The sequence below is a fragment of the Sphingomonas sp. Leaf28 genome (assembly GCF_001421685.1).
Taxonomy (GTDB): Bacteria; Pseudomonadota; Alphaproteobacteria; order Sphingomonadales; family Sphingomonadaceae; genus Sphingomonas; species Sphingomonas aurantiaca.
This window is the reverse complement of the sequence record NZ_LMKX01000001.1, coordinates 265,555-285,618: the sequence shown is the minus strand read 5'-3', so window position 1 is coordinate 285,618 and position 20,064 is coordinate 265,555. Positions and strand designations below refer to the sequence as shown.

General features: G+C 66.3%; 21 protein-coding genes. 16 read left to right on the top strand and 5 right to left on the bottom strand.

Annotation, left to right across the window (positions count from 1 at the left end; genetic code table 11):
• Positions 1–82: 82 nt before the first annotated feature.
• The 10 genes from mutL (at position 83) to ASE79_RS01310 (ending at position 9,282) form a co-directional block, all read left to right on the top strand.
• Positions 83–1,885 (top strand): DNA mismatch repair endonuclease MutL, encoded by a 1,803-nt coding sequence (gene mutL / locus ASE79_RS01355; protein ID WP_056411106.1) that lies wholly within the window; start codon positions 83–85, stop codon positions 1,883–1,885.
• A 128-nt stretch (positions 1,886–2,013) separates the two neighbouring features.
• On the top strand, positions 2,014–2,241 hold the full coding sequence (locus ASE79_RS01350; RefSeq protein WP_056413148.1) for a hypothetical protein: 228 nt from the start codon (positions 2,014–2,016) through the stop codon (positions 2,239–2,241).
• 171 nt (positions 2,242–2,412) lie between these two features.
• A complete protein-coding gene (gene rpsM, locus ASE79_RS01345) occupies positions 2,413–2,781 on the top strand; it encodes a 30S ribosomal protein S13 (protein ID WP_055878599.1) in 369 nt (122 codons plus the stop codon).
• 84 nt (positions 2,782–2,865) lie between these two features.
• Positions 2,866–3,255 (top strand): 30S ribosomal protein S11, encoded by a 390-nt coding sequence (gene rpsK, locus ASE79_RS01340; protein WP_031395237.1) that lies wholly within the window; start codon positions 2,866–2,868, stop codon positions 3,253–3,255.
• Positions 3,256–3,352: 97 nt separating this feature from the next.
• On the top strand, positions 3,353–4,423 hold the full coding sequence (locus ASE79_RS01335; protein ID WP_031395236.1) for a DNA-directed RNA polymerase subunit alpha: 1,071 nt from the start codon (positions 3,353–3,355) through the stop codon (positions 4,421–4,423).
• 179 nt (positions 4,424–4,602) lie between these two features.
• Complete coding sequence (rplQ, locus tag ASE79_RS01330) at positions 4,603–5,025, top strand: 50S ribosomal protein L17 (RefSeq protein ID WP_055878595.1); 423 nt, start codon at positions 4,603–4,605, stop codon at positions 5,023–5,025.
• Positions 5,026–5,119: 94 nt separating this feature from the next.
• Entirely contained in the window at positions 5,120–6,676 is a 1,557-nt protein-coding gene (gene guaA / locus ASE79_RS01325) for a glutamine-hydrolyzing GMP synthase (protein ID WP_056411103.1), read from the top strand.
• A 171-nt stretch (positions 6,677–6,847) separates the two neighbouring features.
• Positions 6,848–7,684 carry a subclass B3 metallo-beta-lactamase gene (gene bla, locus ASE79_RS01320; protein WP_056411101.1) on the top strand — a complete coding sequence of 279 codons (837 nt, stop codon included), beginning with the start codon at positions 6,848–6,850 and terminating at the stop codon, positions 7,682–7,684.
• Between the two features lie 6 nt (positions 7,685–7,690).
• Positions 7,691–8,344: a DUF969 domain-containing protein gene (locus ASE79_RS01315; RefSeq protein WP_056411098.1), complete on the top strand. Its 654-nt coding sequence runs from the start codon at positions 7,691–7,693 to the stop codon at positions 8,342–8,344.
• On the top strand, positions 8,341–9,282 hold the full coding sequence (locus ASE79_RS01310) for a DUF979 domain-containing protein (protein ID WP_056411096.1): 942 nt from the start codon (positions 8,341–8,343) through the stop codon (positions 9,280–9,282). The genes ASE79_RS01315 and ASE79_RS01310 overlap by 4 nt, the downstream gene beginning before the upstream one ends.
• 4 nt (positions 9,283–9,286) lie before the next feature.
• Here the strand turns inward: ASE79_RS01310 and cysS are convergent, their stop codons facing one another.
• Complete coding sequence (cysS, locus tag ASE79_RS01305; RefSeq protein ID WP_056411092.1) at positions 9,287–10,714, bottom strand: cysteine--tRNA ligase; 1,428 nt, start codon at positions 10,712–10,714, stop codon at positions 9,287–9,289.
• A gap of 167 nt (positions 10,715–10,881) precedes the next feature.
• Here cysS and rpsU point away from each other — a divergent pair, with 167 nt between their 5' ends.
• The 6 genes from rpsU (at position 10,882) to ASE79_RS01275 (ending at position 16,423) form a co-directional block, all read left to right on the top strand.
• A complete protein-coding gene (gene rpsU, locus ASE79_RS01300; RefSeq protein ID WP_056411089.1) occupies positions 10,882–11,088 on the top strand; it encodes a 30S ribosomal protein S21 in 207 nt (68 codons plus the stop codon).
• 162 nt (positions 11,089–11,250) lie between these two features.
• The gene (locus ASE79_RS01295) at positions 11,251–11,829 is read left to right on the top strand and encodes an FKBP-type peptidyl-prolyl cis-trans isomerase (protein ID WP_056411086.1); all 579 of its coding nucleotides are present in this window, start codon (positions 11,251–11,253) and stop codon (positions 11,827–11,829) included.
• A gap of 113 nt (positions 11,830–11,942) precedes the next feature.
• On the top strand, positions 11,943–12,659 hold the full coding sequence (locus ASE79_RS01290; protein WP_056411083.1) for a Crp/Fnr family transcriptional regulator: 717 nt from the start codon (positions 11,943–11,945) through the stop codon (positions 12,657–12,659).
• A gap of 52 nt (positions 12,660–12,711) precedes the next feature.
• On the top strand, positions 12,712–12,894 hold the full coding sequence (locus ASE79_RS01285) for a hypothetical protein (RefSeq protein WP_056411080.1): 183 nt from the start codon (positions 12,712–12,714) through the stop codon (positions 12,892–12,894).
• Positions 12,895–13,001: 107 nt separating this feature from the next.
• Entirely contained in the window at positions 13,002–15,134 is a 2,133-nt protein-coding gene (locus ASE79_RS01280) for a M3 family metallopeptidase (protein WP_056411077.1), read from the top strand.
• Complete coding sequence (locus ASE79_RS01275; protein ID WP_056411074.1) at positions 15,134–16,423, top strand: MFS transporter; 1,290 nt, start codon at positions 15,134–15,136, stop codon at positions 16,421–16,423. The genes ASE79_RS01280 and ASE79_RS01275 overlap by 1 nt, the downstream gene beginning before the upstream one ends.
• Before the next feature lie 44 nt (positions 16,424–16,467).
• On the opposite strand, the gene ASE79_RS01270 is transcribed toward ASE79_RS01275, so the two are convergent.
• The 4 genes from ASE79_RS01270 to ASE79_RS01255 form a co-directional block, all read right to left on the bottom strand.
• The gene (locus tag ASE79_RS01270) at positions 16,468–17,781 is read right to left on the bottom strand and encodes a sensor histidine kinase (protein WP_082444994.1); all 1,314 of its coding nucleotides are present in this window, start codon (positions 17,779–17,781) and stop codon (positions 16,468–16,470) included.
• 46 nt (positions 17,782–17,827) lie between these two features.
• Positions 17,828–18,547 (bottom strand): response regulator, encoded by a 720-nt coding sequence (locus tag ASE79_RS01265; RefSeq protein WP_056411068.1) that lies wholly within the window; start codon positions 18,545–18,547, stop codon positions 17,828–17,830.
• A 72-nt stretch (positions 18,548–18,619) separates the two neighbouring features.
• Positions 18,620–19,153, bottom strand: a complete 534-nt coding sequence (locus ASE79_RS01260) for an EF-hand domain-containing protein (protein WP_056411064.1) — start codon at positions 19,151–19,153, stop codon at positions 18,620–18,622.
• Between the two features lie 111 nt (positions 19,154–19,264).
• Positions 19,265–20,041 (bottom strand): thioesterase family protein, encoded by a 777-nt coding sequence (locus ASE79_RS01255; protein ID WP_056411061.1) that lies wholly within the window; start codon positions 20,039–20,041, stop codon positions 19,265–19,267.
• Positions 20,042–20,064: the final 23 nt, after the last annotated feature.

Here is a 20,064-nt window from a genome sequence, read left to right as displayed (position 1 = left end):
CGGTGGTTTCGAGCACCGGGTGCCTAAATAAGCGGGCGTTTGCGGGTCGCGGGATGCCGTCGCTTGGTCTAGACGGAAACCCATGTCAATACGGCGCCTCCCCGAGCATCTGGTCAATCGCATCGCCGCCGGTGAAGTGGTGGAAAGACCCGCCAGCGCGTTGAAGGAGTTGGTCGAAAACGCGATCGATGCAGGCGCGGGGCGGATCGCAATTCTCCTCGTCGAAGGGGGGACGTCGCGGATCGAAGTCGCCGACGATGGCTGCGGGATGGCGCCGGCCGACATGGCGCTCGCGCTGGAGCGGCATGCAACCTCGAAGCTGCCCGACGAATATATCGAATCGGTCGTAACGCTCGGTTTTCGCGGCGAGGCGTTGCCCTCGATCGCGAGCGTCGCAAGGCTGACGATCGAAAGCCGGATCCGCGGCGCCGAAGGCTGGGCACGGACCGTCGACAATGGCCAGGTCACGCGCGAAGGCCCCGCCGCGCTCCCGCCCGGCACGCGCGTCGTGGTCGAGGACCTGTTCGCGCGCGTCCCCGCCCGCCGCAAGTTTCTACGCTCCCCCCGCGCGGAATATGCCGCCTGCCTCGACGTCGTCCGCCGGCTCGCGATGGCCCGGCCCGACATCGGCTTCACGCTCGAGCATGATGGTCGCCGCGCGCTGTCGGCGGTTCAGGTCGAGGATCGGCCCGGCAGGGTGGCGACGCTCACCGACCGCGCGCTGGCCGACAATGCGGTGGCGATCGATCTGGAGCGCGAGGGCGTCGTGCTGGGCGGCGTCGCGAGTCTGCCGACCTACAATCGCGGCATCGCCGACCACCAATATCTGTTCGTCAACGGCCGGCCGGTGAAGGACCGCTTGCTGATGGGCGCGATCCGCGGCGCCTATGCCGAGATGCTCCCGCGCGACCGGCACGCCGTCGTCGCGCTGTTCCTCGACATCCCGACCGACCAGGTCGACGTCAATGTCCACCCCGCCAAGACCGAAGTCCGCTTCCGTGACCCCGCCATGGTGAGAGGCCTGATCGTCTCGGGCCTCCGCCGCGCGCTCGATGCGGCGGGCCATCGCAGCCAGCGCGCGTCCGAATCCGCGCTCGCGATGTGGCAACAAGAAAATTCCTCTCCCCCCGGGGGAGAGGAAGGGGCCCGTCCGCAAAGCGGATGGGAAGGTGAGAGCACGCCCCAAAGGCTACCGCTCGAAAACCGCCACTACGGCGCCGTCAACGACGCGCGCGCCACCTTCTTCGCCGCGCCCCCGCAAGCGCGCGCCGAACCCGCCTGGACACCCCCACCGCAAACCGCATCCTTCCCGATGGGCGTCGCCCGCGGCCAGGTCGCCAAGACCTATATCGTTGCAGAAGCCGAAGACGGGCTCGTCCTCGTCGACCAGCACGCCGCGCACGAACGCCTCGTCCTCGAACGCATGCGCGTGGCATTGATCGGCGGCACGATCGCCAGCCAGGCGTTGCTGATCCCCGAAGTCGTCGAACTGGACGAATCCGCCTGCGACCGCCTCGAAGCGCGCACCGAGGAACTGTCGGAATTCGGCCTCGACCTCGAACGCTTCGGCCCGCACGCGATGCTGGTGCGCGCGACGCCCGCGTTGCTCGGCCAGAGCGATCCCAAGGGCCTCGTCACCGACCTCGCCGACGAACTCGCCGCGTTCGACGAGGCCTTGTCGTTGAAGGAGCGTCTCGACGCGGTGGCGGGGACGATGGCGTGCCACGGCTCGGTCCGCGCCGGCCGCATATTGTCGGTCCCCGAAATGAACGCGTTGCTCCGCGAGATGGAGATCACGCCGCACTCCGGCCAATGCAACCACGGCCGCCCGACTTGGGTGAAGCTCGCACACGGCGACATCGAGAAGCTGTTCGGGCGGAAGTGAGGAGAAAGACGGCGTTTGGCGTCGACGGGCAGTTGGCGTGAGGCGTGGCCGTCGCTGACGGATCGACGGTCCTATAGCGCTGCACGCCCGACATGGCCTTTGTTGCCGGTTCGGGGCATGGGTCGGATATGGATGCTCTCTCGTTATTCGGTCTAGCCGCGGTCTCGTTCACCTTGCTATGCTATGCCAAGGAAGCCGGTTCGCACTGGTGGACGCTCGGCTTCGCGTTTGGGTGCGTGCTGGGGTCTATCTACGGGTTCCTCCAGGGTGCCTGGCCGTTCGGGGTGGTCGAGATGATCTGGACGATCGTCTCGTTCCGTCGTTGGCTCAAGATGCGTCGCACGCCTGCCCACTGAGCGGAACCGCTCGCTTGACAGCGCGTTGGCGCGCGCTTATTCGAACTCTCCCCGACACGACGGTTCCGGCGGCGCTTGTTTGCGTTCGTCGCTATCGTGCGTTCGGATCATCGCTAGGAGATGGGCTTCGTGCAGCCATGCCGAAGCCCGTGGAGCAGGAGAACCAAGTTCATGGCACGTATCGCGGGTGTTAATATCCCGACCAACAAGCGCGTGGTGATCGCGCTGACCTATATCCACGGCATCGGTTCGACCAAGGCCAAGGAAATCATCACGAAGCTCGGTATCGCCGATACGGCGCGAGTCCAGGACCTGACCGACCAGGAAGTCCTGCACATCCGCGAGACGATCGACGCCGATCACACCGTCGAGGGCGATCTGCGCCGCCAGACCTCGATGAACATCAAGCGCCTGATGGATCTCGCCTGCTATCGCGGCCTGCGTCATCGCAAGGGCCTCCCGGTCCGCGGCCAGCGTACGCATACCAATGCGCGCACCCGCAAGGGCAAGGCCAAGCCGATCGCCGGCAAGAAGAAGTAATCCACTTTTTCAATGGATTACTCCGCCGGCGCTGGTCCCAACGGGCCGCCCGGCGTCACGCAGATACAGGTCAGGAAATACACCATGGCACGCGAACCTCAGCGCATTAAGCGGCGCGAGCGCAAGAACATCACCTCTGGCGTCGCTCACGTGAATGCCAGCTTCAACAACACCATGATCACGATCACCGATGCCCAAGGCAACGCGATCTCGTGGTCGTCGGCGGGCGCAATGGGCTTCAAGGGCTCGCGCAAGTCGACTCCGTACGCGGCGCAGGTCGCAGCGGAAGACGCCGGCAAGAAGGCCGCCGAGCACGGCGTCCGCACGATCGAAGTCGAGGTCAAGGGCCCCGGCTCGGGTCGCGAATCGGCACTGCGCGCACTGCAGGCTGTCGGTTTCCAGATCACGTCGATCCGTGACGTGACCTCGATCCCGCACAACGGCGTGCGTCCTTCGAAGCGTCGCCGCGTCTGATTCTCCGCCTCCCGTGCGCGGTTGATCGCGCCGCACGGGTGTATTTTCATGGTCGGCGGACACACCCGTTCGCCGGCCCCCAAATTAGGGGAAGCAAGTGTCTGTCAACGCAAAGAACTGGCAGGAACTCAAGAAGCCCAGCGGCCTGGAGAAAAAGGCCGGTGGCGACACCAAGCGCAAGGCGACCTTCATCGCCGAGCCGCTCGAGCGGGGCTTCGGCCTGACGCTCGGCAACGCGCTGCGTCGCGTGTTGCTCTCGTCGCTGCAGGGCGCGGCCGTCACCTCGATCAAGATCGAGAACGTGCTGCATGAGTTCTCGTCTCTGGCAGGCGTCCGCGAGGACGTGACCGACATCGTCCTCAACGTGAAGCAGATCGCGATCCGCATGCAGGGCGAGGGGCCCAAGCGCCTCCAGCTCTCGGCAACGGGTCCGGGTGAAGTCAAGGCCGGCGACATTGCCGTCTCGGGCGACATCGAGATCATGAACAAGGATCTCGTGATCTGCCACCTCGATGAGGGTGCGACGCTCAACATGGAGCTGACCGCCGACATCGGTAAGGGTTACGTGCCCGCGACCGCAAACCGCCCGGCCGACGCGCCGATCGGTCTGATCCCGGTCGATGCGCTGTACTCGCCGGTACGGCAGGTGTCGTACAAGGTCGACCCGACCCGCGTTGGTCAGGACCTGGATTACGACAAGCTGACGCTGACGATCGAAACCGACGGCACGATCACCCCGGAAGACGCAGTCGGCTATGCCGGTCGCATCCTCCAGGACCAGCTCGCGCTGTTCGTCCACTTCGACGATTCGTCGGTGACGCGTTCGTCGGCCCCGATCGGCCAGGCAGCACCCGCTGCCGGTGGTGCGGAGCCCGCAGGCGACACGCAGCAGATCAACCGTTACCTTCTCAAGAAGGTCGACGAGTTGGAGCTGTCGGTGCGTTCGGCGAACTGCCTCAAGAACGACAACATCATCTATATCGGCGATCTGGTCGGCAAGACCGAAGCCGAGATGCTGCGTACGCCTAACTTCGGCCGCAAGTCCTTGAACGAGATCAAGGAAGTGCTGTCGTCGATGGGTCTTCGCCTGGGGATGGAAATCCCGGGCTGGCCACCTGAGAACATCGAAGAGATGGCCAAGAAGCTCGAGCAGGAAATCATGGGGTAAGCGACATCGGGCCCATGCCGTCACTCCAGCGAAAACTGGGGTATTGCGGTACGGGTCCGGTCCGTTCCTCATGGAGATCCCAGCGTTCGCTGGGATGACGATTATCCAGGTGGGCTCCTCGTCCCCACCAGCTCCCGGGTACCTCATACGGCCCCTGAACGAACGAAAAGGTATTAAACATGCGCCATCGCGTAGGCGGCCGTAAGCTTCAGCGGACCTCGGCCCACCGTCTTGCTCTGTTCCGCAACATGAGCGCCGCGCTCATCAAGCACGAGCAGATCACCACCACCGTCGCCAAGGCGAAGGAACTGCGTCCTTACATCGAGAAGCTGATCACGCTCGCGAAGAAGGGCGGCCTGTCCAACCGTCGTCTCGCGCACGGTCGGTTGCTCGACGACGCACAGCTGATCAAGCTGTTCGACGTTCTGGCGACCCGTTATGCGGATCGCAACGGCGGTTACACCCGCGTCATCAAGGCTGGTATCCGCATGTCGGACGCCTCGCCGATGGCCGTCATCGAGTTCGTCGACCGCGACGTCTCGGCGAAGGGCCAGGATTCGGGTCCGGTGATGTCGGACGAGGATTACAACGAAGCAGCATAATCCCCGCCTCTCGTTAGTCGAATTGCAGGCCGCGTTTCCCATCCGGGAAGCGCGGCCTCTTTCGTTACGGGTCCCATCCGGCTATGCGCCCGACATGGAGCACCCAGACAGCATTCTCATCGTCGATTTCGGCAGCCAGGTAACCCAGCTGATCGCCCGCCGCGTGCGTGAAGCCGGCGTCTATAGCGAGATCGCCCCCTTCCAGTCGGCCGAGGCCGCCTTTGACCGGATGCAGCCCAAGGGCATCATCCTCTCGGGTGGTCCCGCCTCGGTCACCGCGGAGAATTCCCCACGCGTGCCGCAGCGCTTCTTCGAGGCGGGTATCCCGATCCTCGGCATCTGTTACGGCCAGCAGGTCATGTCGGCCCAGCTGGGCGGCAACGTGATCGTCTCGGGTGATGGCGGCGAGTTCGGCAGCGCGTTCATCGAGGTCAAGTCGGCTTGCGCGCTGTTCGACGGACTGTGGGCCGAGGGCGAACGCCACCAGGTCTGGATGAGCCACGGCGACAAGGTCGACGCGATCCCGCCGGGGTTCACCCCCGTCGCGACCTCGACCGGCGCGCCCTATGCGATCGTCGCCGACGAGGCCCGGCGCTTTTACGGCGTGCAGTTCCACCCCGAGGTCGTCCACACGCCGGACGGTGGCAAGCTGATCGCGAACTTCGCGCGGCACGTCTGCGGGCTCAGTGGCGACTGGACGATGGCCGAGTTCCGCGAGACCAAGATCGCCGAGATCCGCGCGCAGGTCGGCACGGGCCGGGTCATCTGCGGCCTGTCGGGCGGCGTCGACTCGGCGGTCGCGGCGGTCCTGATCCACGAGGCGATCGGCGAGCAGCTCACCTGCGTCTATGTCGATCACGGCCTGATGCGCGCGGGCGAGAGCGAGCAGGTGGTCAGCCTGTTCCGCGGCGCCTACCACATCCCGCTGATCCATGTGAACGTCGAGGAGCTGTTCCTCAGCGGCCTCGCCGGAATCACCGACCCCGAGCTGAAGCGCAAGTTCATCGGCAAGACCTTCATCGACGTGTTCGATACCGAGGCGAAGAAGCTTGGCGGCGCGGAGTTCCTTGCGCAGGGGACGCTGTATCCCGACGTGATCGAGAGCGTCAGCTTCACCGGCGGGCCGTCGGTAACGATCAAGAGCCACCACAATGTCGGCGGTCTGCCCGAGCGCATGAACATGAAGCTCGTCGAGCCCCTGCGCGAGCTGTTCAAGGACGAGGTTCGCGCGCTGGGTCGCGAGCTGGGGCTGCCGGAGATCTTCGTCGGCCGCCACCCGTTCCCTGGACCCGGCCTTGCGATCCGCATCCCTGGCGAAGTGACCAAGGAACGCTGCGACATCCTGCGGAAAGCGGATGCGATCTATCTCGAGGAGATCCGCGCGGCGGGTCTCTACGACACGATCTGGCAGGCGTTCGCGGTGCTCCTGCCGGTGCGCAGCGTCGGGGTGATGGGGGACGGTCGCACCTATGACAACGTGCTGGCCTTGCGCGCGGTGACGTCGACCGACGGCATGACCGCGCAGGCGTTCCAGTTCCCCGGCGACTTCCTGCCGCGCGTCGCAACGCGGATCATCAACGAGGTGAAGGGCATCAACCGGGTCACCTACGACTACACCTCGAAGCCCCCCGGCACGATCGAGTGGGAATAAGCGGGTAAGGGAGACGGGCATCTGATCCTCCCCCGCAAGGGGGAGGTGGCGCCGACGGCGACGGAGGGGGAGGATACGAAACCAATGGTAGCGCCGACCGCCCCCTCCGTCAGGCTGCGCCTGCCACCTCCCCCTGGCGGGGGGGGGGCGTTAGGTTTCCGCGTCAGATCCTTGATCGGCGCACTGGGCATCGCCGCGACCGCTCCGCTGCTGCTCGGCGCGGCGGATCCGCCTGCCTGGACTCGGCCGCAGGCGCCGTTCCCTATTGCCGGTCCGATCACCTATGTCGGTAGCGAAGGGATCGCTGCCTATCTGATCAAGACGCCCGCAGGCGCGATCCTGATCGACGGGACGCTTGCCGAGAATGCGGGGATGATCGGGCGCAACATCGTCGCGGCCGGTGTTCGCCTGCGCGACGTGAAGCTGATCCTTGTCACGCATGCGCATTTCGATCATGCGGCGGGCGTGGCCGCGCTCAAGCGCGCGACCGGCGCGCGGGTCGTCGCGGGCGTCGGCGACGTCCGCGCGCTCGAAACCGGGATACCACCCGGCGAGACGAACTATGGCGTCATTCGCTTTCCCGCGGTCCCGGTCGATCGCGGCGTTCGCGATCGTGACACGGTGACGCTCGGCACCGTCACGATGACCGCGCGCACGACGCCGGGGCACACCCCCGGCTGCACGACCTGGACGATGCGGATCCCCGCGCGGCCGCGCGCGCTCGACGTCGTCTTCCCGTGCAGCGTCAGCGTCGCGGGCAATCGTCTGATCGGCAATCGCGCCTATCCGGGCATCGTCGGCGACTATCGCCGCAGTATCGCGATGCTCGGTACGCTGCACGCCGACATCGTCCTGCCGTCGCATCCCGAACTCGCCGACGTGATCGCACGCGGCCGGCGCCGCGCGGCGGGCGACACGACCGCGTTCGTCGATTCGACGCTGCTGCCCGGGATCGTCGCGAAAGCCAAAGCCGGGTTCGACGCCGATTTCGCCAAGCAGGCGCGCTAGAACGCTATGTTGGTCCTGTGCGGTATAGTGGTGATCGTCGCGGGCTTCCTGCTTCGGTTCAATCCGCTGCTCGTGGTCGCGGTCGCCGCGCTGGCCACGGGCCTTGCCGCGGGGATCGCGCCGCTCGCGATTCTCGCGGCGTTCGGCAAGGCGTTCAACGACAACCGCTATGTCACGGTGATCTACCTCGTGCTGCCGGTGATCGGGATGCTCGAACGCCACGGATTGCAGGAACGCGCGCGGCTCGCGATCGGCAAGCTCAGGGGCGCGACGGTCGGGCGGCTGCTGATCGGCTACCTGCTATTTCGCCAGTTGACCGCAGCCCTCGGCCTGACGTCGATCGCCGGCCCGGCGCAGAGCGTCCGCCCGCTCGTCGCGCCGATGGCCGAAGCCGCCGCCGAGGCGCAGGGCCTTCCGCCGGGCGGCGACCGCATACCGGCGATGGCCGCGGCGACCGACAATATCGGGCTGTTCTTCGGTGAGGACATCTTCATCGCGATCGGCTCGATCCTGCTGATGAAGGGCGTGCTCGAGGGCTATGGCATCGTCATCCAGCCGCTGCATCTTTCGGTGTGGGCGATCCCGACTGCAATCGCCGCGTTCGTGATCCACGGGTTCCGCCTCTGGCTGCTCGATCGCCGACTGGCGCGCGCGGCGTGATCGGCACCGGCTTCATCTACGCGGTGGCGGGGCTGATGTTCGCGGCGTTCGCAGTGCTGAGCGCGACCGATCGCACCAATCCCAAGCGCCTTGGCAATGCGGCGTTCTATGCGGTGCTGGCGGTCAGCTTCCTGCTTGGCGGGCGACTGGGTGACGTCGGCAATGGCGTCCTCGTCCTGGCGCTCGTCGCGATCGCAGGCTCGGGCGCGATAGGGCGGGGCGGGCGGGCCACAACCTCGCTCGACGCGCGGCGGGACGACGCCGCACGGCTCGGCAACCGGATATTCCTCCCCGCGCTGATCATCCCGGCCGCGGCGTTGGGCGGCACCGTGCTGTTCCGCGCGGTCCCGAGCCTCGTCGATCCCAAGCAGGCGACGCTCGTCGCGCTAACCTGCGGCGTCCTGATCGCGCTGATTGCGATGCAGGCCTGGTTCCGCCCGCGTGTCGCCACGCCGCTCGCGGAAGGTTTACGGGTGATGGATGCCATCGGCTGGGCGGCAGTGTTGCCGCAGATGCTGGCGAGCCTCGGCGCGGTCTTCGCGCTGGCGGGCGTGGGGGACGTCGTCGGCGGGTTGGCGGGCCATGCGATCCCGGATAACAGCTTGATCGGCGCGGTCCTTGCCTACACGCTCGGCATGGCGCTGTTCACGATGATCATGGGCAATGCGTTCGCGGCGTTCCCGGTAATGGCGGCGGCGATCGGGATCCCGCTACTCGTCCGGCACTATGGCGGCGACCCCGCCGTCGTTGCGGCGATCGGCATGCTCAGCGGGTTCTGCGGCACGCTGATGACGCCGATGGCGGCGAACTTCAATCTCGTCCCCGCCGCGCTGCTCGACCTCAAGGACAAGAACGCGGTCATCCGCGCGCAGGTGCCGACCGCGCTGCCACTGCTCGCGGTCAATATCGGCCTGCTCTACTGGCTGGGCTTTCGCTGAGGCGTCAGCCCAGTTTCCAGTCCCAGCCAAGCGGATCGCCGTCCATGACCTCGACGCCGGCTGCCGCCAGTTCGTCGCGGATCGCGTCGGAGCGCGGGAAATCCTTCGCCGCACGCGCCGCCCGCCGCTCGTCGAGGCGATCCGCGATCGTCGCTTCGTCGAGCGTCGCCGATATCGGGCGGACGCGCAGGTCTTCGCGGCGGATCGTCGCCAGATCGAGGCCCAGCACCGCGTCGAAATCGACGAGCGCCGCCAGCCGGTCCGCCGGCGCGACGCGCTTGTCGCCGAGCATCTCGTCGAGGATCGGCAGCGCGCGCGGCGTCGACAGATCGTCCGACACTGCGGCGTCTAGCCGGTCGCGATAGGCAAACGCGCTACCCGACGGGCCGCCCGCGGGCCGGCTGCGCAACGCATCGACCGTGATCGCCAGTCGCTTCAGGCGAGTTTGCGCCGCGGCGAGATTCTCCCATGAGAATTCCAGCTCGCTGCGATACTGCGCCTGAAGGCACATCAGCCGGTAGGCGAGTGGGTGGAAGCCCCGGTCGACCAGCGTTTTGAGCGTGGTGAACTTACCGCCCGACTTGGACATCTTGCCTGAGCGTTCGACCAGGAAGTTGTTGTGCATCCACAGCGTCGCGCCGGTATCGCCGCAGTCGCAATGCGCCTGATTCTGCGCGATCTCGTTGGGATGGTGGATCTCGCGGTGATCGATCCCGCCGGTGTGGATGTCGAACGTCGCGCCGAGATACTTCTTGCTCATCACCGAGCATTCGAGATGCCAGCCGGGCGCACCGCGACCCCAGGGTGAATCCCATTCCATCTGCCGGTTCTCGCCCGGCGCGGACGTCCGCCAGATCGCAAAGTCCTGCGGGTGGCGCTTGCCCTCGACCGGATCGATCCGGCTCTCACCCGTGTCGTCCTGCGACCGGGCGAGGCGACCATAATCGGGCACCGTCGTCGTGTCGAAATACAGGCCGTCGGGCAGGACATAGCAATGCCGCTCGGCGATCGCCTCGGCAAACGCGATCATCTCGGGGATGTGATCGGTAGCGAGCGGAAAGCGGGTGGGGGCGCGGATGTTCAGGTCGGCGAGGTTCTGCTTGAACGCGTCGGTATAGTGTTTCGCGATCGCCCAGATATCCTGCCCGCTGGCGCGCGCGGCCGCCTCCATCTTGTCGTCGCCGACATCCGCATCCGACGTCAGATGCCCGACATCGGTGATGTTGATGATGTGGGTGAGCGGATAGCCCTTCCACGTCAGGACGCGGCTCAGCGTGTCGGTGAACACATAGGCGCGCAGATTGCCGATATGCGCATAGTTGTAGACCGTGGGCCCGCATGAATAGATGCCGACATCGGCCGGATCGATCGGCCGGAAGGTCTCGAGTTCGCGCGAGAGACTGTTGTAAAGCGTGAGGGGCGTGCGGGTCATCCGCTGCTCCTAGCCGCACGTCACGCCACTCGCAAACGCGGCGATTCTGCGGGGCCGCGGAGGGCGCAGGGTTGAAACCGGACCGATGCGCTGTTAGGGGGCACGGTTCATACGGCGCGGACCTGTTCGCGACGGCTAAACCCATTCGACCGGAGCTCAACGGATTTATGCAGATCATCGTACGCGACAACAACGTCGACCAGGCCCTCCGCGCGCTGAAGAAGAAGCTGCAGCGCGAAGGCGTGTATCGCGAGATGAAGTTGCGCCGTCACTACGAGAAGCCGTCCGAGAAGCGCGCACGTGAGCGCGCCGCCGCGATCCGTCGCTCGCGCAAGATGGACCGCAAGCGCGCAGAGCGCGACGGCGCCCGCTAAGGAATGACCGGTCCCGCGGATCGATCGTCATCGCACGATCGGCGCGGGATCCTTTGAGGTTCGGGGTTGCGATGTTCGCAGCCCCGGAATGATCCAGTCGCAAGACTTTACAAACGGCACGCGCGGCGCTCCGGCGTGACCAGATGACCGGGGCCTTATCCGATGTCGACCGTCACCGCCGTGCCGCTGCAGCCCACCAAGCGCAGCTATCTTGTCTATCTCTGGGTCGGGATCGCGCTCGCGTTGATCGCGGCTGTCGCACTGGCGCGGCAGGGCGACGATCCGCTGGCGCGCAACGCGCGGGCGCGCGGCGTCGTGGTGACCGCGTCCGGTCTGCAGTACAAGGTGATCGCGCCGGGCAAGCCGGGCGCCGCCAAGCCGACCGACGCCGACGTCGCGCTCGTCAACTACGAGGGCAAGCTGCTGAACGGCACGACGTTCGACAAGTCGCAGCAGCCGACCCCGATGCCCGTCACCGGCGTCGTTCCGGGTTTCTCGGAAGCGCTCAAGCTGATGCCGAAGGGCGCGAAGTATCGCTTCTGGATGAAGCCGTCGCTCGGCTATGGCGACAAGGCGACCGGGCCGATCCCGGCGAACTCAACGCTGATCTTCGACGTCGAGCTGCTCGACTTCCTGCCGCAGAGCGTCGTCCAGCAGATGCAGGCGCAGGCCCAGATGCAGCAGCGCGGCATGCCGGGCGGCGCACCGGGTGCACCGGGCGCAGTTCCCGTCCGTCCCTGACCGCGAACGGCCCGGTACGGTCCCGCGGTCGCGTAGGATGAAGATCGGTGCGGGGCCTGTTAGGGTCTTCTAGGGTCGGCCGCGATATGCGGCCGAACGCGACGGGAGCTGTGATGATCTCGGGTAAATTTCTGCTCGGCCGGGGCCGGCACGAACTCAGCGACGAAGAACAGCGCGTCCTTGAGGACAGCATCGGATCGGTGCGGCAGGTCGCCGCGCGCAAGCAGATCGTCCGCGCCGGCGTGATCATCGACACGAGCACGCTGCTGCTCGAAGGGTTTGTGTGCCGCTACATGGACGATCGCAACGGTCAGCGACAGCTGGTCGCGGTCCACGTCCCCGGCGATTTCGTCGATCTTCACGCGTTTCCGATGCGTCGCCTCGATCACGACATCGCCACGCTCGGCCCGGTCAAGATCGCCTGTTACGATCACCAGACGCTCGAGACGATCACCGAACGCTATCCGCATCTCACGCGCAAGCTGTGGTTCAGTACGCTGCTCGACGCGGCGATGCACCGCGAGTGGATTTTCCGGCTTGGCCGCCTTGGCGCGGAGGGCCGCGTCGCACATCTGTTCTGCGAGCTTAACGAACGGCTGGAAATGGTCGGGCTGGCGGCCGATGGGCGTTACATGCTGCCGATGACGCAGCCGGACATTGCCGAGGCCAGTGGGTTGACCGGGGTGCATGTCAACCGCGTGCTGCGCTCGCTTCGCGAGAAGAACTTGCTGACATTTAAGGCAAATGAGGTGTGCATCCTGGATCGTAAGGCGCTCGCAGCCGTTGCCGAGTTCGAACCACAATATCTGTACGGTTCCAACGGCTCCTGACTGCGACGCGGCAATTGGCCACGGGAAGCAGGGCGCGACCGGGAGTGTGATCATGTTAAGGCCCGAAACCATCGCAGGCGTCGCCGCGGCGCAAGACGGCGTTGTCACGCTCGACGGACGCGACGGACTGGCGATCACGATGACGCCAGAGGCGGCGGCGGAAACGGGCCGGCGATTGATCGCGGCCGCCGCGTTGGCGGCGCTTCAATCGACTGAGGAACCGCCGCTGGAGTGAGCGGCCGAGTAGTGGGTCGGGAGTGCGTGGCGACCTAAATACCCCGCACGCCTTCCTCTGTGTGACTTTATCTCTATGCTACCCGGGACATCGACCGGGAGATCCATGTGAAGTTTCTATACCTCGCCGCGAGCGCCGTCGCGCTGATGGCGTCTACCTCTGTCGTCGCGCAGACTGCGCCGGCCGCTACGCCTGCCGCCAATCCTTTGCTCGCCGACTGGACCGGCCCGATGGGCGGGGTGCCTCCCTGGGACAAGGTTCGCCCCGAGCTGTTCCCGCAGGCGTTCGAGACGACGCTCGCCGAACGCGCCGCCGACTATCGCAAGATCGCCGACAATCCGGCCAAGCCGACGTTTGCCAATACGATCGTGCCGATGCAGCTGGCGGGCAAGCGCTATGGTCGGGTGATGACGCTGTTCGGCGTGATGACGGGCAACATGAACACGCCCGCCTATCAGAAGCTCGACCGCGAATGGTCGCCCAAATTCTCGGCCGCCTCGGACGCGATCACCTTCGATAAGCCGCTGTTCGCGCGCGTTCAGGCGATCTACGACACGCGCAATACGAGCGGGCTGACCGCGAAGCAGATCCGGCTCGTCACTCGGATCTACGACAGCTCTGTGCGGCAGGGCGCCAAGCTGAACGACGCGCAAAAGGCGCAGTTGTCGCAATATAACCAGCAGCTCGCGACTGCCTTCTCGACCTTTGGCGAGAAGCTGCTGGCCGATGAGAGCAAGGCGATCTCAGTCACCGACGCGGCGCAGCTGGCCGGGTTGCCCGACAGCGTTAAGGCGGTCGCCAAGGCCGCCGCTGCCGAGCGGAAGCTGCCGGGCTTTGCGATCGTCAACACGCGCTCAGCGGTCGATCCGGTGCTGACCTACGCGACTGATCGTGCGCTCCGCGAGAAGGTATGGCGCGCGTTCGTCAACCGCGGCGACAATGGCGATGCGAACGACACGAACGCGACGATCGCGCAGATCGTCAAGCTGCGTGCCGACCGCGCGCATCTGCTAGGGTTCAAAACGCATGCCGATTGGCGGATGCAGGACACGATGGCCAAGACGCCCGCCGCGGCGATGGATCTGATGATGCGCGTCTGGCCCGCCGCCCGCGCCCGTGTCGCCGAGGAAGTCGCCGACATGCAGAAGGTCGCCGGCACGTCGCTGACGATCGAACCCTGGGATTACCGCTTCTACCAGGAGAAGGTGCGTAAAAGCCGGTACGATCTCGATCAGGCACAGCTGAAGCCGTATTTCGAGCTTAGTAACATCATCCAGGGATCGCTCTACGCCGCCAACCGGCTGTACGGGCTGAATTTCAAGGAGATCACCGGCACCGTTCCCGTGTTCGAGCCGAACATGCGTGTGTGGAGCGTGACCGACAAGGCCGGCAAGGATGTCGGGCTGTTCTACCGCGACGACTTCGCGCGGACCGGCAAGCGGTCGGGCGCGTGGGCGAACACCTATCGTGGCCAGCGCGGTCTTGCCCCGGCACAGCTGGTGCTGTCGTCGAACAACAACAATTTCGCCAAGGGCGCGCCCGGCGAGCCGATCCTGATCAGCCTCGACGATGCGCAGACGCTGTTCCACGAATTCGGCCACGCGATCCACGCGATGCTGCAGAACGTCGAATATCCCGGGCTCGCCGGCACACCGCGCGATTTCGTGGAGTATCCGAGCCAGGTGAACGAGCATTGGCTGCTGACTCGTGACGTGCTCGACAAATATGCGCGGCATTACCAGACCAAGGCCGCCATGCCGCAGGACCTGCTCGACAAGATCGAGAAATCGCGCACCTTTAACCAGGGGTTTGCGACCACCGAATACCTCTCGTCGGCGATCGTCGACATGAAGATCCACACGGTACCAGACGGCGTGATAGACCCGGACAAGTTTGAAGCCGCGACGCTGGCCGAAATCGGCATGCCGAAGCAGCTGGTGATGCGTCACCGCGTGCCGCAGTTCCAGCATCTGTTCGCGTCGGACAGCTATTCTGCGGGCTATTACAGCTATCTCTGGTCGGAGACGATGGACGCCGACACGTTCGCGGCGTTCGAGGAGGCGGGCAGTCCGTGGGACAAGCCGACTGCCGACAAGTTCGCGCGCGTGCTGCTGTCGACGGGTAACGAGACCGATCGGGCCGAGGCCTATCGCGCCTTCCGCGGTCGCGACCCCGATGTGAACGCGCTGCTCAAGAAGCGCGGGTTCGCCCCCACTCCAGCGACGCAGGACGTGAAGTAATGGCTCCCGATCAGAAGACACGCCTGAAAGCGATCATCGGCGGATCGACCGGCAACCTCGTCGAGTGGTTCGACTGGTACGTCTATTCCGCGTTCACGCTGTATTTCGCACCGCATTTCTTCCCGTCGACGGATCGCACCGCGCAGCTGCTCAGCGCGGCGGCGATCTTTGCGGTGGGCTTCCTGATGCGGCCGATCGGCGCGTGGATCATGGGGGTCTATTCGGATCGCCACGGCCGCAAGGCGGGGCTGACGGTCGCGGTCACGCTCATGTGCGCAGGCTCGCTGATCATCGCGTGTACGCCGGGATACGAGACGATCGGCGTGTTCGCGCCGATCATGCTGGTGATCGCGCGCCTGATGCAGGGGCTGTCGGTCGGTGGCGAATATGGCGCGTCGGCGACGTATCTGACCGAGATGGCGGGCAAGGATCGCCGCGGCTTCTTCTCGTCGTTCCAATATGTCACGCTGATTTCTGGGCAGCTGCTCGCGATCTGCGTGCTGCTGGTGCTGCAGTCGACGATGAGCGAGGCGGCGCTCGATTCCTGGGGCTGGCGCATTCCGTTCGCGATCGGGGCTGTGCTGGCCGTGGTCGTGTTCTACATCCGCCGCGGGCTCGCCGAGACGCAGAGCTTCGAGAACGCCAAGTCCGAGGCGGGCGACGGCAAGCCGAAGTCGGGCTTCCTCCAGCTCGTCACCAAGCATCCGCGCGAGACGATGACGGTGATGCTGCTGACCGCGGGCGGTACGCTCGCCTTCTATGCCTACTCGATCTACATGCAGAAGTTCCTGGTCAACACCAGCGGGTTCAGCCGCGAAGTGGCGAGCCAGATCAACGCGGCCACGCTGTTCGTGTTCATGCTGCTGCAACCGGTCGCGGGTGGTCTGTCGGACCGGGTCGGGCGGAAACCGCTGATGATCGCGTTCGGCATCGCCGGGGTGCTGTTCACCTATCCGATCTTCACCGCGCTCGAGACCGCGACCAATCCGATCTATGCCGGCCTGCTGGTGATGGCGGCGCTGGTAATCGTGACGGGCTATACGTCGATCAACGCGGTCGTGAAGGCGGAGCTGTTCCCGGCGCATATCCGCGCGCTGGGCGTCGCCTTGCCCTATGCGCTCGCCAACACGCTGTTCGGCGGCACCGCGGAGGTCGTCGCGCTGAAGTTCAAGGACGCCGGCTTCGAACGCGGCTTCTACTGGTATGTGACCGCGATGATCGCAGTGTCGCTGGTCGTGTATCTGATGATGAAGGATACGCGGACGAACAGCCAGATCGTCGAGGACTAACGCTCCTGCTCCCTCTCCCCGCCGGGGAGAGGGAGCAGACAGACCTAACGCGGCAGATCGATGATCGCGTCTAGGCCGCCGCCCGACCGGTTGACCAGCCGGATCTCGCCGCCGGCCTCGCGCACGATCGCCTGCGCCAAGGCCAGCCCCAGCCCGATCCCGCCCGTCTCGCGGTTGCGCGAACTTTCCAGCCGCGTGAATGCGTCGAACACATCGCCCATGCGGTCCTCGGGGATCCCGGGACCCTGGTCCGCCACAACGATTGCGACCGAGCGCGCACCCGCCTCCACCCGCACCTCCGCCGCGACGCCGTATTTCACCGCATTCTCGATCAGGTTGCGCACCGCGCGTCGCATCAGCGACGGCCGCAACCGCATACGCAACCGGTCCGCCTCGACGAAGCTCACCTCGCAGCCGAGATCACGGAAATCCTCGACCACCGCATCGACCAGTGCGGCGAGGTCGACATCGGTCATCGGTTCGCTCGGCCGCCCCAGCCGTGCCAGCGAGAGGATGTCGTCGAGCGTCCGGTTCATCTCCGCCACCGTGTCGATCATCTTCGCGCGATCCATGTCGTCCTCGACCGACTCGATCCGCACGCGCAACGCGGCGAGTGGCGTGCGCAGGTCATGCCCGATCGCGCCGAGCATCCGGTCCTTCTCGTCGAGCATCGCCGTCACGCGCAGCCGGAGCGCATTGAATGCGGTGATCAGCGCCGCGACGTCGTCGGGGCCGGCAAGCGGCATCGGTACGCCGGGATCCCCGGGCCGGAACCGTTCCGCCGCCTCGCGCAGATCGCGCAACGGACGCGACAATCGGCGCAGGATCCACAGGATCGGCAACAGCACGATGATGTAGAGGATCGCGGTCTGGCTCAGCAACGCCAGCAGCAGGCGCGGCCCGGGTTGCGGCCATGGCGCGGTGATCGTCAGCCAGCCGCGGCCCGGCTGCTCGACCGCAATCAACAGCGCCGCTCCATCGCGGTCGCTGCGGCGGAGTCCGGCGCGGCGGCGATCGTCGCGCGCTGTATCGCTCTCGGGCGCCGCGGGACGGAGTCCGGTATCGATCTTGCCGACGAGCACCCCCTGGTCCGCGAGCTGGCGCCGCAGTTCGGCGGCGACCTCGGGATGATGCTCATAGCCGGTCGGCGGAATCGGATCGGCGGCAAGGCGGCGCACCCGGCCGCGATCGGCGGTGAGCGGCCGACCCGCATGCGCCTCTCGGTCCAGCGCATCGGCGATCCGCATCGCGACGGGGCGGGTCGCCTGGGCGAGGCGGAATTCGAGCCGGTCGCGCAGGATCAGCCCGAAGTTGATCGCCTGCGCGACGAACAGCGCCAGCGCGATCAACAACGCCATCTGGCCGGCGAGGCTGCGCGGCCATGGCCGGCTCACGCTTGCCTGCTCACAGCCGCGTGACTTCCGCGGCCAGCGTATAGCCGCCGCCCCATACCGTCTTGATCAGCTCCGGCGTCTTCGCATCCGCCTCGATCTTGCGCCGCAACCGGCTGACCTGATTGTCGATCGCGCGATCGAACGCCGCCGCCTCGCGCCCCTGCGTCAGGTCGAGCAACTGATCACGCGTGAGCACTTGGCGCGGCCGCGTGACGAGCGCCAACAGCAGATTATATTCGCCCGTCGACAACGGCACCGACACGCCCTCGCGGTCGACCAGCGCGCGCTCGCCCGATTTCAGCACCCAGCCGGCAAAGGCATAGGCGTTCGCCTCGGGTGCGTGCTGGCGCGCACCGCCCGCGGTCGCACGACGCAGGATCACCTTCACGCGCGTCGCCAGTTCGCGCGGCGAGAACGGCTTCACAACATAATCGTCGGCACCCATTTCGAGCCCGATGATCCGGTCGGTCTCCTCGGTGCGCGCGGTCAGCAGGATCACCGGCACGTCGCTGGTCGCGGCGATATGCCGGCACAGTGACAGCCCGTCCTCGCCCGGCATCATGATGTCGAGGATGACGAGATCGATCGCATAGGCCGTCAGCCGGGTCCGCGCGCTCTCCGCATCGCCCGCCTGCGTGACGCGGAACCCCTGTTTGGTGAGGTACGCGGCCAATGGCTCACGGATCGAGCGCTCGTCATCGACGAGCAGCAGATGCGGCATGTCTCCCATCGGGGCAGTGTCTAGCATGGCGGCTGTCCAGGGGAAGCATCGGGGTTCGTCCGATGCTTCCCCGTCTTCGAGTTATCGGGCAGGCGTGGGCGCGGGAGTCTGCACGGGCGGGGTGACGCCCTGGCGGCGCTCGCGTCGGTCGACATGGCGCATCTCGGCGGCATTCGCGCGCTCGGTCGCATCGATCATGCCGTCGTGATTGGCGTCGACCCGGTCGAACCGCTTGAGCGCGCGTGCCTCGAACTCCTCGCGCGTGACGCTGCCGTCGCCGTTCGGATCCATCCGCCGGCCCATCCCGTCATGCTTGCCGCCACCCGGTGGCGGAACGGGGACATCGCGGCCGCTTGCCACCATCCGGTCGTGCAGCGCGGCACGATAGGCGCGCATCTCGCCGCCGGTGATCCGGCCGTCACGGTCGGTATCCATCTGCGCGAAGCGGGCGTCGGCCTGCGCGATCGCTTCGGCGCGCGTCGCGACACCGTCGCGGTTCGCGTCCTGACGGATCGGCGCGCGCGGGGTCGCGGGGGCGGGATTGGTCTGGGCGGCGCTTGCCACGGAGGCAATCGCGCTAGCAGCGAAGAGGAGGGGTAGGACGATCTTGCGCATGTCGGTCTCCGGCGGAGGGGTAAGAATTCCCATCGAATGCCGCTGGTCTACGCCGCGCTTGTCGCAGGGTTTTGCCGCCAAGTAGCCAATATGTCGCAAGATATGTCGGGTTCAGGCGAAGATCGCGACGCTCTGCATCTGTTCGGCGACGGGCGTGCCGTCCGCGTTCCAGATCGCCATCTGCTGGCTCGAGCTTCCCTCGCGCGTATAGTCGGTGGTCGCACGGAGCAGCCACCAGCCGTCGCGCGTTACCGGCCGGGGCCCGAGGATGTTGAGCAGCCACGTCATCGAACTGAGCGGGGCAGGTCCGCCCAGCAGCTTGAGCGCGGCGGGCGGCAAGCAATCGGCGATCGCGATCAGCTCGACCGTCGGATCGAGCCCCGCGCGGTCCGCCAGTCGCGCCCAGCGCAGCCATTCGGACGGCCCGACGCCGTCGTCGCGGCGATCGAGCAGGTCGAAGTTGCGCGAAAAGGCGACCGCGCTGTGACCGCGAAACGTCTGCGTGTCCGGCCCCGGCATCGGAAACTCCGGCGCGCCGCCGGTCTGGTGATCGACGCGCGAGGCGACCGGGCCCATGAACACGAACGTCGCCCGCAGCCCGAGCCCGGCCGCGCTCTTGACGTCGACCTGAACGAACGCGGCGTTGCGCCCGCGCCGAAGCCGCTGTGCGCGGATCGTGATCTCGCCCGAAAGCGGCCCGATAAACGACACCTGCGCGGATCGCAGCGGGGGGAGGTCGGTGTCCGAGTTCTGCGCGGCATGCAGCGCGAGCGCGGCGGAAAAGCCGCCATAGGCGGTGCGGCCCTGCGACCAATTCTCCGGCACCGTCCCGCGCCAGCCGCCCTCGGTCGGCACCAAGGCGTCGATCGCCTGTTTCAGACTGGTCATTATGATCCTTTGATCCTTCGTCG

What these genes read in the sequence shown, in the direction of transcription:
- mutL (WP_056411106.1), top strand. Translation starts at nt 83, where the DNA reads ATGTCAATACGGCGCCTCCCCGAGCATCTGGTCAATCGCATCGCCGCC.
- ASE79_RS01350 (WP_056413148.1), top strand. Translation starts at nt 2,014, where the DNA reads ATGGATGCTCTCTCGTTATTCGGTCTAGCCGCGGTCTCGTTCACCTTG.
- rpsM (WP_055878599.1), top strand. Translation starts at nt 2,413, where the DNA reads ATGGCACGTATCGCGGGTGTTAATATCCCGACCAACAAGCGCGTGGTG.
- rpsK (WP_031395237.1), top strand. Translation starts at nt 2,866, where the DNA reads ATGGCACGCGAACCTCAGCGCATTAAGCGGCGCGAGCGCAAGAACATC.
- rplQ (WP_055878595.1), top strand. Translation starts at nt 4,603, where the DNA reads ATGCGCCATCGCGTAGGCGGCCGTAAGCTTCAGCGGACCTCGGCCCAC.
- guaA (WP_056411103.1), top strand. Translation starts at nt 5,120, where the DNA reads ATGGAGCACCCAGACAGCATTCTCATCGTCGATTTCGGCAGCCAGGTA.
- ASE79_RS01315 (WP_056411098.1), top strand. Translation starts at nt 7,691, where the DNA reads ATGTTGGTCCTGTGCGGTATAGTGGTGATCGTCGCGGGCTTCCTGCTT.
- cysS (WP_056411092.1), bottom strand. Translation starts at nt 10,714, where the DNA reads ATGACCCGCACGCCCCTCACGCTTTACAACAGTCTCTCGCGCGAACTC.
- rpsU (WP_056411089.1), top strand. Translation starts at nt 10,882, where the DNA reads ATGCAGATCATCGTACGCGACAACAACGTCGACCAGGCCCTCCGCGCG.
- ASE79_RS01295 (WP_056411086.1), top strand. Translation starts at nt 11,251, where the DNA reads ATGTCGACCGTCACCGCCGTGCCGCTGCAGCCCACCAAGCGCAGCTAT.
- ASE79_RS01290 (WP_056411083.1), top strand. Translation starts at nt 11,943, where the DNA reads ATGATCTCGGGTAAATTTCTGCTCGGCCGGGGCCGGCACGAACTCAGC.
- ASE79_RS01285 (WP_056411080.1), top strand. Translation starts at nt 12,712, where the DNA reads ATGTTAAGGCCCGAAACCATCGCAGGCGTCGCCGCGGCGCAAGACGGC.
- ASE79_RS01275 (WP_056411074.1), top strand. Translation starts at nt 15,134, where the DNA reads ATGGCTCCCGATCAGAAGACACGCCTGAAAGCGATCATCGGCGGATCG.
- ASE79_RS01270 (WP_082444994.1), bottom strand. Translation starts at nt 17,781, where the DNA reads ATGGCGTTGTTGATCGCGCTGGCGCTGTTCGTCGCGCAGGCGATCAAC.
- ASE79_RS01265 (WP_056411068.1), bottom strand. Translation starts at nt 18,547, where the DNA reads ATGGGAGACATGCCGCATCTGCTGCTCGTCGATGACGAGCGCTCGATC.
- ASE79_RS01260 (WP_056411064.1), bottom strand. Translation starts at nt 19,153, where the DNA reads ATGCGCAAGATCGTCCTACCCCTCCTCTTCGCTGCTAGCGCGATTGCC.
- ASE79_RS01255 (WP_056411061.1), bottom strand. Translation starts at nt 20,041, where the DNA reads ATGACCAGTCTGAAACAGGCGATCGACGCCTTGGTGCCGACCGAGGGC.